Source organism: Neobacillus sp. NPDC097160, assembly GCF_044762155.1.
In the GTDB taxonomy this organism is placed as follows: domain Bacteria; phylum Bacillota; class Bacilli; order Bacillales; family Cytobacillaceae; genus Neobacillus.
The window spans coordinates 39,293-52,851 of the sequence record NZ_JBIWDU010000022.1 but is presented as its reverse complement, the minus strand read 5'-3'; the positions used below and the strand labels follow the sequence as shown (position 1 = coordinate 52,851).

The 13,559-nt window shown below is 38.0% G+C and carries 10 protein-coding genes; 9 read left to right on the top strand and 1 reads right to left on the bottom strand.

Features of this window, described 5'->3' with window-relative positions:
- Nucleotides 1–118: 118 nt before the first annotated feature.
- Nucleotides 119–1,576, bottom strand: a complete 1,458-nt coding sequence (locus tag ACIQXV_RS25340; protein ID WP_402963732.1) for a beta-propeller fold lactonase family protein — start codon at nt 1,574–1,576, stop codon at nt 119–121.
- A 323-nt stretch (nt 1,577–1,899) separates the two neighbouring features.
- Between ACIQXV_RS25340 and ACIQXV_RS25335 the strand changes: the two genes are divergently transcribed.
- The 9 genes from ACIQXV_RS25335 (at nt 1,900) to ACIQXV_RS25295 (ending at nt 13,279) form a co-directional block, all read left to right on the top strand.
- Nucleotides 1,900–2,994 carry a tetratricopeptide repeat-containing glycosyltransferase family 2 protein gene (locus ACIQXV_RS25335; protein ID WP_402963729.1) on the top strand — a complete coding sequence of 365 codons (1,095 nt, stop codon included), beginning with the start codon at nt 1,900–1,902 and terminating at the stop codon, nt 2,992–2,994.
- A gap of 309 nt (nt 2,995–3,303) precedes the next feature.
- Nucleotides 3,304–4,674 carry a sugar phosphate nucleotidyltransferase gene (locus ACIQXV_RS25330; protein WP_402963847.1) on the top strand — a complete coding sequence of 457 codons (1,371 nt, stop codon included), beginning with the start codon at nt 3,304–3,306 and terminating at the stop codon, nt 4,672–4,674.
- Between the two features lie 16 nt (nt 4,675–4,690).
- Nucleotides 4,691–5,416, top strand: coding sequence for a hypothetical protein (locus ACIQXV_RS25325; RefSeq protein ID WP_402963726.1), 726 nt, complete (start codon nt 4,691–4,693; stop codon nt 5,414–5,416).
- Nucleotides 5,417–5,928: 512 nt separating this feature from the next.
- A complete protein-coding gene (locus ACIQXV_RS25320; RefSeq protein ID WP_402963723.1) occupies nt 5,929–7,011 on the top strand; it encodes an ABC transporter ATP-binding protein in 1,083 nt (360 codons plus the stop codon).
- A gap of 21 nt (nt 7,012–7,032) precedes the next feature.
- On the top strand, nt 7,033–7,923 hold the full coding sequence (locus ACIQXV_RS25315) for a carbohydrate ABC transporter permease (RefSeq protein ID WP_402963720.1): 891 nt from the start codon (nt 7,033–7,035) through the stop codon (nt 7,921–7,923).
- A 17-nt stretch (nt 7,924–7,940) separates the two neighbouring features.
- Nucleotides 7,941–8,765 carry a carbohydrate ABC transporter permease gene (locus ACIQXV_RS25310; protein ID WP_402963717.1) on the top strand — a complete coding sequence of 275 codons (825 nt, stop codon included), beginning with the start codon at nt 7,941–7,943 and terminating at the stop codon, nt 8,763–8,765.
- Nucleotides 8,766–8,863: 98 nt separating this feature from the next.
- A complete protein-coding gene (locus ACIQXV_RS25305; protein WP_402963714.1) occupies nt 8,864–10,180 on the top strand; it encodes an ABC transporter substrate-binding protein in 1,317 nt (438 codons plus the stop codon).
- 101 nt (nt 10,181–10,281) lie between these two features.
- Nucleotides 10,282–11,691: an MBL fold metallo-hydrolase gene (locus tag ACIQXV_RS25300; RefSeq protein ID WP_402963711.1), complete on the top strand. Its 1,410-nt coding sequence runs from the start codon at nt 10,282–10,284 to the stop codon at nt 11,689–11,691.
- Nucleotides 11,692–11,707: 16 nt separating this feature from the next.
- Nucleotides 11,708–13,279: a bifunctional metallophosphatase/5'-nucleotidase gene (locus ACIQXV_RS25295; RefSeq protein WP_402963708.1), complete on the top strand. Its 1,572-nt coding sequence runs from the start codon at nt 11,708–11,710 to the stop codon at nt 13,277–13,279.
- The last annotated feature ends 280 nt before the right edge of the window (nt 13,280–13,559 follow it).

Below are 13,559 nucleotides of genomic sequence, written 5' to 3'. Positions count from 1 at the left end.
AGTTCTGTTCCTCTATCAACCTCTAGGGGGTATTACGTCTTCATCAATGGATCGACTTTATATTCCCGTCATTGACCGAGATATTCCCGCTAGCTTCGTTAACCACGTATATCCAGTTTTAAGGATTCACGCCTATGCCGTCCGGACTATTACCTACTCCAATTGTATCGATGACGGTGTTGGTATTCCCACTGATGACCGAGACACTACCAGTTATTCCGGATTCATTCGCCACATAAATTCCGTTCGTTAAAGGATTCACACCTACAGCGGATGGACTCGCACCTACCGGAACGGTGGCTATAACCGTATCGGTACTTCCGTCAATGACTGAGACAGTATCATCCAATTCGTTTGCTACATAAATGCGGTTGGTTACGGGATTCACTCCTAGGGCGACTGGAACACCACCTACTGGAACGGTAGCGAATACGGTATTGGAAAGCCCATCGATAACGGAGACATTGTTACTGTTTGAATTTGCTACATAAATTACGTTAGTTAATCGATCGACGTCTGTGCCAATTGGAGCAACGCCTACCGGAATGGTGGCTATAACCGTTGCGGTATTTCCGTCAATGACTGAGACAGAACCAGTTGCGCCCGCATTGTTTACCACGTAAATTCGATTGGTTGTCGGATTCACACTTACGCCTTCTGGAGCAGCACCTACTGTAACGGTAGCTATTACAGTATTGGTGCTTCCGTCAATGACCGAAACATTGCTATTACTGTTTGCTACGTAAATTAGGTTTGTCACCAGATTTACGCCTACCGCCCTCGGAAAAAGGCCTACTGTAACGGTGGCTATTACAGTGTTAGTACTACCGTCAATGACTGAGACATTATTACTGCCCGAGTTTACTACATAAATTTCGTTTGTTACTGAATTCACGCCTACAGCATTTGGACCAGAACCTACTGCAACAGTAGTTATAATAGTTTCGGTATTTCCGTCAATGACCGAAACATTACCATTGCCGAAGTTTGCCACGTAAATTCGGTTAACAGAGATGGGAATTGTTGGTCCAGTGGCTCCAGTGGCTCCAGTGGCTCCAGTAGCGCCAGTGGCTCCAGTAGCGCCAGTAGCGCCAGTAGCGCCAGTAGCGCCAGTAGCGCCAGTAGCGCCAGTAGCCCCAGTGGCTCCAGTGGCTCCAGTGGCTCCAGTAGCGCCAGTAGCCCCGGTAGCGCCAGTAGCGCCAGTAGCCCCGGTAGCGCCAGTAGCCCCGGTAGCGCCAGTAGCTCCGGTAGCGCCAGTAGCTCCGGTAGCGCCAGTAGCGCCAGTAGCCCCGGTTCTACCAGGAGCGCCAGTAGCTCCAGTTCTACCAGTAGCACCAGCAGCCCCGGTTGCTCCAGTTCTACCAGTAGCACCAGTAGGTCCAGGATCTCCAGTAGGTCCAGGATCACCAGTAGCGCCAATAGCGCCAGTAGCTCTTTGATCTCCAACGGTAACGTTTACTTCAACATTTTGCGTCACATTACATATACAAGTAAAACGCCCACATCTATTACATCTTTTACCAGTATTGCTTGTCCTAGGATTTTGTCCTCTAGTTGAATTATCTTCTATTGACAATTTTTTCATCTCCTTTCTATAAAACTTATATATTTTTATGAAATAAGCATTAGATGAGTGTGGACAAGTAGCCTTTTTTTATTATTTTTCAAAAAATGTGTGTTTGTTTTAGCCTTTTCAAATCCAAAAGACAAAGGGTCCATTTAGTACCCCTTAATGGTTAAATAATATTAAATAAGAAAATCGCCCCCAAGTTCATGTAAATACGGAATTATGGAGGCGGTTTTTTTCTTTTAACTATTTATTAGGGCTGTACACACAAATTAATAGTTAATTTCATAGCATAAAACTAGGTAAAATATTTGTTAAAGGAGCGTTAAAGCTTGATTACTGTTAGCCTTTGCATGATAGTTAAAAATGAAGAGGACACCATAGGCAGATGCTTGGGTTCTGTTAAGGACCTTGTTGATGAAATCGTGATTGTTGATACTGGTTCATCTGATAAAACCAAGGAGATTGTATTTCATTATACAGACCGTGTAATTGACTTCCATTGGATAAATGACTTTGCTGCCGCCCGCAATTTTGCATTTAGTCAAGCAAAAATGGACTACATTTTTTGGTTGGATGCGGATGATGTGCTTCTGGAAGAGGATCGACAGAAATTTTTATCATTAAAAAAATCCCTTCATCCTTCCATTGACTCTGTAACCATGATTTACAACCTGTCTTTTGATGACAATGGAAATGTCACAGCCAGCCTCAGACGGAATCGCCTTGTAAAAAGGCAAAACAACTTTCAATGGATTGGAGTTGTGCATGAGTATCTGGAGGTTTGGGGAGACATTCTTCACAGCGATGTGGGCGTTACACATAATAGAATCCACCATGATTCAGACAGAAATCTTCGAATCTACGAAAACCGTTTAAATCAGGGTGAACAATTTTCTCCTAGGGATTTGTTTTACTTTGGAAACGAACTGTTTGACCATCATCAAATTGAAAAGGCTATTACATTTTATATACAATTTTTAAACACAAAAAAAGGATGGGTAGAAGATAACATTTCCGCATGTGGCAGGATGGCTGATTGTTACAACGCCTTAGGAGATAAAGAACACGAACTTCACTATCTTCTCAAATCCTTTGAATACGACTCTCCTCGGGCAGAGTTTTGTTGCCGCCTAGGAAACATGGCTTTTGAGGAACATCAGTACGAAAGGGCCATCTTTTGGTATAAGCTGGCGACGCAGCTGGGAAAGCCAAGTGATAACATGGGATTGATCAACCATGCTTTTTGGACATGGCTTCCACATTTAAAATTATGCGTTTGTTATGACCGCTTAGGAAACCATGAACTTGCATATGAACACAATGAGGTTGCCCGGCAGTATGATCCCAATCACCCTAGCATTCTCCATAACAAGCAGTATTTAGAGCCTCTTGTCAAAAAAACAGCCAAAGACGACTGGTTATAGAAGGCTGGGCAAGTAGATAGCCGTTTCCAACCGATGAAAGGTTCAAGTAAATGAATATCACCTATGTTTTGAATCACGTAGAAATATGCGGCAGGGTCAAGAAACTGCTTGAGCACAAATAAACAAGTTTAAAAATCAATCATCCTTTCAATTCGCACGACCCGTGAAATGAGAGCGATGATTGATTTTTTATTTAGAAAGACTAATATGATTGTCCACACCATATATATTTTTTTTTCATACCATAGAAATTAGGGAATTTAGTTGCAAATTGCATATGCAGACTCTACAACTAGATTGGAGTGAAACATTCTGCATCTCATATTATTATCTGGCGGTTCAGGAAAACGTCTTTGGCCTTTATCCAATGATTCACGCTCAAAACAATTTATTAAACTATTACCTTCTGACCATAAACCCATCTCGATGCTTCAACGTATTTGGCAGCAGCTTCAAAGGACACATCTGGCGGAAAATACCGTTATTTCAACTAGTCATTCACAGATGGATATGATCCATAGCCAAATAGATACGGGTGTCCCATTAGTGATTGAACCTAGTAGACGGGATACTTATTCGGCTATTGCTTTATCATCTGTCTATTTATATTCTCTTAAAGGTATAAAGCAGGATGAGATCGTCATTGTCATGCCTGTTGATTCATTGGTAGAAGATAAGTTTTTTGAACAGATAAAATCATTGGAAAGAATAATACAGAATTCTGATGCGGATCTTGTATTAATGGGGATTAAACCTACTTTTCCATCAGAAAAATATGGCTACATTGTTCCATCTGAGTCAACAGAAAAAATTTATCAGACTGTTCGTTGTTTTAAGGAAAAACCTGCTTATGAACATGCGGAAAAACTGATTGCTAGTGGGGCACTTTGGAATTGTGGCGTTTTTGTATTTAGATTGGAGTTCATTTTAAACGGCTTGAAAAAAAGGGGATTACCCTTAAATTATCCAGATCTAGTAAAAGCTTATACGCAATTACCAACCAAGAGTTTTGATAATGAAGTAGTAGAAAATACAAATAGCATCGTTGTAGTGTCCTATGATGGAAATTGGAAGGATCTTGGGACGTGGGATACGCTTACGGAAGAAATGGATGAACCTATAATCGGAAAGGGAAGTATCAGTTCTGATTGTAAAAATGTTCACATTGTCAATGAATTAGATATTCCAGTTTCGGTATTAGGTCTGTCGGATGTAATCGTAGCGGTGAGTCCTGATGGCATTCTAGTTTCAGATAAGAAAGAAAGTGCGAAAGTTAAAGTCATAGCCAATCAGTTCAACAATCGGCCGATGTATGAAGAACGCCGATGGGGTTGGTACCGCGTATTAGATTTTACTAAATTAAATGAAACGAAAGAAGTCTTAACGAAAAGAATCGGAGTAAATTCCGGCAAAAATCTCAGTTATCAAAAGCATTATCACCGTAGTGAAGTTTGGACGATTATAAAAGGGACAGGTATATTTGTATTAAATGGAAATATCAGAGAAATTCACGAGGGAGATGTATTACACATTCCAGCCGGCTCATTACATGCCATTAAAGCGCTAACCGACTTAGAGTTTATTGAAGTCCAAGCAGGAACAGAGCTTATTGAGGAAGATGTTGTGCGTATCTTTATGATATGGGAAGACATTGTAGCCCATTGTAATGGTTCACATTAGAAAGGGGATTAATATATTGGACGCTATAGAATATGTTACGATAGCGATTCTTGCTAAGGATAAAGCTCATGTTTTGCCATTGTATCTTGATTTGATTGAAAAACAAACCTATCCAGCATCTAAAATCAAGCTTTATATACGTACCAATAATAATAACGATCATACTGCAGTAATACTTAAACACTGGATTGAAAAAGTGAAAGATAGGTATTCAGAAATATATATCGATGATAGCGATGTAGAAGAGCGTGTCCAGGACTATGCTCCACATGAGTGGAATTCTATAAGATTTAAAGTTCTGGGACGTATACGCCAAGAATCTATAGATTGGGCTCTAAAAAAAGGGACCCATTATTTTGTCGTGGATTGTGATAATTTCATAGTACCTGAAACACTCGAAATTCTGCTGACTACCCGATTGCCTGTTGTTGGACCCTTATTGAGAAACGGAGATAATCCAAACAGTTTTTACTCCAACTATCATTACATTACGGACGAGTATGGATATTATAAAGATTCCAATTATTATTTCGATATTTTATATGGACGGATAACGGGACTAATTGAAGTAGAAGTAATCCACTGCACGTACTTGGTTCGGCATGAAGTCCTAGATAAAGTCTGCTATGATGATGGAAGCTCTAGATATGAGTATGTAATATTTAGCGATATATTAAGAAAATCGGGAATTCCCCAGTATATAGACAACAGGCGTGAATATGGCAGTGTCACTTTTTCTTAAATGATATCACTTAACAGGGGGTTCCGGGAATAATCGTTTTGAGTGATTTGTAAATAGAAATGGACTTGGGGCTAGAGATGAAAAGGGATTACTACTGTAGCCCTTTTCCTAATTCGATTAACGTAGTTCCTTTAAAATGGCAGGTATCGATAGGTAATTCGTAATTACCTATTGATACCTGCCATTCACTTTACTTATTAGGGATTTTTGGAATACCATTTTCGAATGTAATTTCCTGATTTTCCACCGGCGATTTTCTAATGATTAGCGAGTTTTTGTTTATCATAATCAACTGTTGTAATCCTTATCGCTTATCAGAAGTCCCGCTTTCAACAACAACATAAATGTCCTAAATTGATCAACCATTTATGATGTTTTTTAATTTTAGGCAAACGGTCAAGATTTTATTATACCATAATATTCATTTAATCTGAACATTAAATTCACAAGTACTTAATAAATCCTCGGTACTATTAGGGAGTAAACCAAACTCAACGCGAGGAGGCATTCTGTTGAAAATACAGCTAAGAGATATCACCATGAGATTTGATAATGTTACTGCTGTTGATCGTTTAAATGTAACGATAGAAGAAGGTACGCTTGTATCTTTATTGGGGCCAAGCGGCTGTGGAAAAAGTACTACGTTATTTATGTTAGCAGGCCTTTATCAACCAACCGAAGGTGAACTATATTTTGGCGAACGTCTCGTAAATAAAGTGGAACCAGAAAACCGTGAAATTGGGATGGTGTTTCAGAACTACGCCTTATATCCTCATTTGACTGTTTTCAAGAATATCATGTTCCCATTAAAAATGGCGAAAGTACCAAAAAAGGAAGCAGAAGGTAGAGCTAGAGAAATGGCTGCCCTCGTTCAAATAGATCACTTATTAGATCGTAAACCAAGTCAATTATCAGGTGGACAGCAACAACGTGTGGCAATTGCTCGAGCATTAGTTAAAAAGCCGAAACTACTCCTGTTGGATGAGCCACTGTCCAATTTAGATGCTAGACTACGTTTAGAAATGAGAGAAGAAATCAGACGTATTCAACAAGAAGTTGGAATTACAACCGTTTTTGTTACTCATGATCAAGAAGAAGCCATGAGTATTTCAGATAAAGTTTTACTAATGAAGGATGGAAAAAGACAGCAATTTAGTCCCCCGCAAGATATGTATGACTATCCTGAAAATCAGTTTGTCGCTCAATTTCTGGGGAATCCACCTATTAATATACTATCGGTTAAACTCCGCAATGATTTGCAAACTATCGTTTTACCCGATACGGAGGATACCTATCGATTAGACTCACTTGTAAAAAGTTATGTAGATATTAATGGTGAATTTGAGCTTGGTGTTAGACCAGAAGACCTTTATATAGAATCCGATCTAGCAAAAGCGGGGATCACAGTAGAGGTCATGATGGTTGAGCGAATTGGAAGAGATAATTTATTGTATGCAAGATTGGGACAAACAAACCTGCGTGCCATTGTTTCTCCAGATGTAAAGGTTAATCGAGGAGATATGGTGAAATTAGCTATTCGTCCTGGACGTACTCATTTATTTGATAGGAGCAATGGTAAAAACTTGCTGCAATAAAAAGGATAGGAGGTACTTATTTTGAATGATAAACCAACAATGAAAAAAACAATGAAGGCGATTCTGTATCTTATTCCTGCATTGTTAATCATTGGAACTTTTAGTTTTTATCCAATTATTAAGTCCTTTTTTATGAGTTTTTATACGGATTATGACTATTTTAAAGACCTTGTTTTTGCAAGAGGGTTGGATAACTATACATTTATTTTCCAGGATTCTGAATTTTGGAAGTCGTTACAAAATACGATGATTTTTGTCATCGGTGTTGTTCCGCTTTCTATTATCATTTCATTGGTCATTGCTACATTCTTACATCAAAAAATAAAGTTTCGCGGGTTGTTTCGTACCATTTACTTCATCCCGTTTGTTACATCTGTCGTGGCAGTATCAATTGTTTGGCGCTGGATTTTCCACAGCCAATATGGGGTGCTGAATTATGCCCTTGGTTATTTAGGGATTTCACCGATTAAATGGTTATCCGACCCTGATTGGGCTATGCCTTCCCTTATTATTTTAGCGATATGGAAAGGTCTTGGCTACAATATCATTATTTTCTTATCAGGATTACAAAATATTGATAAGCAATACTATTTAGCCGCTAGAATCGATGGTGCAGGGGCTTGGGAAAGATTTAAGAATATTACGGTCCCATTACTATCGTCGACGACATTTTTTATCTCGATCGTTTCCATTATCAACTCCTTTAAGGTGTTTGATGAAGTCTTTGCTCTCTTTGGTGGGCAACCAGGCCCTGCAGGAAGTGCAGAGACGATTGTTTACTATATTTATAATAAATTTTACGGAGAATGGAACTTTGGGGTTGCCTCAGCAGCGGCCTATGTCTTGTTATTTATTATTTTTATTTTTACTCTGATTCAACTATATGTTGGTAAGAAGAAAGTAAATTATTAACACAAGGGGGGAGAATATTGCAAAAAGAAGCACTTTCTAAAGGTTTTGTTTATCTTTTGTTAATCCTAGGCAGCCTATTGATGCTCTTGCCTTTTATATGGATGATAAGTACCTCCTTAAAAGCAGCAAACGAAGTGATGATTATGCCTCCAAAGTGGATTCCTACTGATATTCAATGGGGCAATTATATAAAAGCGTGGTTCTCAGCTCCTTTTGCTACGTATTCGGTTAATAGTGTGATTGTTCTAGTCGCTAGTACTATAGGTGAGTTGATCACTACTATTCTCGCTGCCTATGCTTTTTCAAGAATTAATTTTTATGGCCGCGATATTATCTTTTCTATTTTGCTAGGAACTATGATGGTCCCAGGTGAAGTCCTATTGATTCCTAATTTTGTCACCTTATCGAATTTAGGGTGGATTGATCATTACCAGGCATTAATCGTTCCATGGTTAGCAAGTGTTTTTTCCATCTTTTTATTGCGGCAATTTTTCCTTTCGATTCCAAAGGAACTTTCCTTTGCTGCAAAAATCGATGGCTGCAGTGATTTTCGTTTTCTTTGGTCAGTCATGGTCCCACTTGCAAAACCAGCATTAATAACGATTGCTATATTAAAAGCGATCGGCAGCTGGAACGCTTTTATGTGGCCTTTAATCGTTACAAGTTCTGAAAATATGCGAACTTTACCTGTGGGATTAATCGCATTTAGTACAGATACCGGTACGAAATATGAATTGTTAATGGCAGCGTCATCCATGATTATATTACCAATGATTATTCTGTATATAATTTTACAAAAATATATCATTGAAGGTGTTGCTAGAGCAGGAATTAAGGGTTAATTCAAAAGATCCTTAAGGAGGTGATACGCACTAAGTGATCCTATTTAAATAAAACGCAATTATCCTATTTTTTATAAAAAATTTGGAGGTTAGACACCGTGAAAAAAATCGTACACGTTTTATTCGTTTGTTTGTTGGCTATTAGTCTTGCTGCGTGTTCAACAGCACCGAAACCATCTAGTACTGAAAAGCAAAAAACAGCAGATATCCCAACGAAGATTGATAAGCCTGTAACCATTGAATTTTGGCATGCTATGACCGGTAACTTAGAGAAGACGTTACAAACGATGACACAGAAATTTAATGATTCACAATCAAACATCACTGTTAAGCTTGTCAATCAAGGGACATATGATGATTTAAACAAAAAGTTAATGGCTGCAGCTAAATCACATACTTCACCTGTAATGGCACAAGCTTATGAAGATTGGATGCAAGATTATATAAATAATAATTTAATCACAGATTTAACCCCATATATTCAAAATAAGACAGTAGGTTGGTCTGATTCTGAACTTAATGACATTGTAAAAGTATTCCGCGACGAAAATAGTTGGAATAATAAATTCTATGGTGTCCCATTTAATAAAAGTACAGAAGTTCTTTACTATAATACAGATATGTTCAAAGAAAATAATTTAAAGGTTCCAACCACTTGGGCAGAACTTGAAAATGCCGCTCAAACATTAACAAAGGGAAATGTAATTGGGATGGGCTTTGAAAATGCAATTGGTCTCAATTTTCCAACTTGGGTTCAACAAGCGGGCGGCCAATTTGTAAATGTTGACAGCAAAAAGGTAACATTCGATTCTGAAGAGGGTAAAAAGGCACTTACTTTCTTAAATGATATGGTTAACAATAAAAAGATTGCAAGACTAGCTGGTGAAGATAAATTTATGTCTGATCCATTTAGCCGTGGTGATGTAGCGATGTATATCGGTTCATCAGCAGGAATCTCTTTCGTAGAAGCTGGTGCGAAAGATAAAATTAATTGGGCAACGGCTCCACTTCCTGCAGGCAAGAAAGCATCAACACAATTCCAAGGTACAAATTTAGTGACTTTCAATTCAGCAGACGATCAACAGAAACTTGCCTCTTGGGAGTTTATGAAATTCCTTTCTAGTAAAGACCAGACTATTTATTGGGCTCAAAACACTGGATATGTACCAGTTCGTGAATCGGCTTTAAATGACTCTGTGTGGTTAAAATATATTGAAGAAAATCCAAAATACGCTGCAGCAGAAAAACAATTTGATGCTGGTTACTTCTTCCCGCATATTAACGGTGCATTTGCAATGAAAAATGCATATTCTACTGAAATTCAAGCAGTATTAGTAGGGAAAAAATCAGTTGATCAGGGACTCCAAGATGCTGTAAAGAATACACAAGATGCTTTAGATAGGGCTAGTAAATAATATAGAAGAAAGAAGAAATGGGGGGCCAGTCAATGGTTCCCTTCTTCATTCAAATAGACATGAGTCAATCATTGAGAATATTTTACGAGGTGACAAATAAAATGGCAAAAAATTTACATCATACCAATATACGATTTTGGGGCGGCTTAAGGACGATTGGTGGAACAGTGGTATCTGTAGAATACAAAAATTCCCGTGTTATTTTTGACTTTGGTCTTACTTATGATCCGGCAACCAATATTTTCGATGGGCAAATTAAAAGGCGTTCACATGGAATGGTGCGTGATAACCTCAGATTAAATTTGATTCCACCTATTGATGGCTTATATGCAGCTGAGAGTTTAGGTTTCTACCAGCGAGACCTTATCCCTGCGGAAGAAAATGGGCAAGAAACAGCAGTCATCATTTCTCATTTACATCTCGATCATATAGGTGCAATGGGATTAATTGCTCCGTCCATTCCTGTGTATTTAACGAAAGAGAGCCAAGAACTTTATCAAGCATTAGAAGTAATTGGGGAAGGCGTTCCAGGTAAACGGGACTACCAATCCTGTGACTATGGTGTATCTTTCTCAATAGGAGAAATCAACATTACTCCTATTCAGGTTGACCATGATATTCTCGGGGCATGTGCATACCATATCCAAACACCAGATGGAGTCATTCTTTATACGGGAGACCTCAGGATTCATGGGAAACACCCGGAACATATTGACCATTTTATAAATGAAGTGAATAGACTCGGACTAGATGCTCTAATCATGGAAGGAACCACATTACGCAGTGTGGAAGAAATGCGCGAAGCAATCGTTGGGAATGATGTCATTCCTGAGGGGATGATAACAGAAGGAAATATTCCTGAAAAAATGAGTGACAGCTTAAAAGAGACAAAAGGGTTAGGAATATTTAACGTTTATCATCGTAATATTGATAGATTAACTGGAATAATAAAAGCAGCACAAGACTCTTCTAGGAAAGCTGTTTTTGAACCAGAGACCGCTTATTTACTAGACAAGTTAACAGATGAGCATGACTTTCTAGTTTATAAGTCAATTGAAACTAAATTTGAAGAACATGCAGGAACATTACCAGAATGGAAATTGAACTTGTTCAATAAGCATGACACAATAAGTGCAGAAATGATTAATAACAATCCTGGTGAATATTATTTGCAAAATACGTATGAAAATGTCCTCGAGTTATTTGATTTAAATGTTGGTGAGGGGATATACATCCATTCAAACGGTGTGCCTTTGGGGGACTTTGATCCCGCTTTTGAAAATCTAAAAAAAATCTTAACTAAATTAAACGTCAACTATGCCTATATTGGTGCAGGAGGACATGCTATTCCTTCACATTTAAAATATATAGTAGATCGAATAGATCCCAAAATCTTAATTCCATTGCACAGCTTTAATCCAGAAAGGTTAAAACCTAAATCTGGAATTCAATTGCTAGTGGATTATGGTGTAGATTATGTTTTAAAAGATCATCAAATAGCTGCAAATTAAGGAGAGGAGTTCACTAATGGAAAAAATGGATCTTGTCATCCTTGAAACAAGTGATGTTCACGGCAACGTTTTCCCGATCAACTATGGTAGTAATCAATCATCCGATGTTGGTTTAGGCAAAATCGCTTCTTTAATCAAAAAGGAGAGAGCAAAAAACCCGCATGTATTATTGATTGACAATGGTGATCTCATTCAAGGAACTCCTTTAACCTATCACTATGCCAAAATCCAATGCAATTGGCCCAATCCAATGATTGTTTTAGCAAATGAATTGAAATATGATGCGGCTGTTTTTGGAAACCATGAATTCAACTATGGTAAAGGCATCCTAGCTTCCACTGTAAATGAATCTAATTTTCCCTGGCTTTCGGCTAATATTGTCAGTAAAGAAACGGGTGAACCTTACTTTGGAAAACCCTATCTAGTGAAAAAGGCAGGAGACATAAAGGTGGGCATTCTTGGTTTAACAACCCAGTATATACCTAACTGGGAACAGCCTCACCATATTGAAGGATTGAGGTTTGAGGATGCTGTTGTAACGGCCAAAAAGTGGGTTAAGACATTAAAGGATGATGAAAAGGTTGATATTGTCGTGGTTTCCTACCATGGAGGGTTTGAATGTGATTTAGAAACGGGAGAGCCAACAGAAACATTGACAGGTGAAAATCAAGGATACCAATTATGTATGGAAGTAGAAGATATTGATGTGCTATTAACTGGTCACCAGCATCGTCAAATTGCTGGCAATATGATTAATGGAGTCATCGTGGTTCAGCCTGGAAAAGATGGAATTGCCCTAGGAAAGGTGACCATACAGCTAGAAAAAGATGAAGTTGGCTGGAAATGTGTGCAAAAGTCCGCTGAATTGCTATCCGTAACTGCTGTTGAAGAAGATATCAGCTTACTGGAAAAGGTGAAGATGTACGAAGACATTACACAGGAATGGTTAGATCAACCGATTGGAAAAATCGAAGGAGATATGATTTTTCGAGATCCAATGGAAATTAGAACAAAGGATAATACCTTAATTGAATTTATCAATCGTGTCCAAATGGAGGTTGCGGGGGTTGATATTTCTAATTCAGCTTTATTTGATAGCATTTCACTTGGGTTTCCAGAGAATGTAACAATGAGAGCAGTTGTTTCAAACTATATCTATCCGAATACCTTAAAGGTAATCCGTATTACGGGACAAGATATGAAAGATGCATTGGAGCAGTCAGCCTCTTATTTTGAACAATATGACGGTGAGGAAATAAAAGTGAATCCTTCATTTATTACACCAAAACCGCAACATTATAATTATGATATGTGGGAGGGAATTGATTATTTGATTGATATCTCAAAGTCTATTGGCGAACGAATTGTAAAGCTGGAGTACAAAGGTAAACCGGTTGAACCTGAGAAAGAATATGATGTCGTCATGAATAACTATCGCGCTGGTGGCGGCGGTAATTATTTTATGTATCAAAACAAACCGGTTATTAAAGAGATCCCAACAGATATTTCAGAAATCATTGCAAACTATATACTTGAAAATAAAATCGTAAAAGCAACCGTAAATCAAAATTGGAGGGTCATTTATTAAATATTGGTGAAATCAGTCATTAGAGCTGATTACTTTTTATATCACGAAAAATCATATTATTCTTTAGTCGCTTACCTTACTCTTTAATAAAGGATACAATTCAAGCTTCTCACGGGTTTTAAACTTGTGGGAAGTTTTTTTGCAGATGAAGCAATAGTTACTCCTTCCGCTTCCTTCCCCCTATTTCGAATATTTTTCTATTAACCTCCCATAGTCAACTTACTAAAATAGGGCTACAGCCTTAGTAAATACTTAGGCTCTAGCAGGTTAATTTAATAAA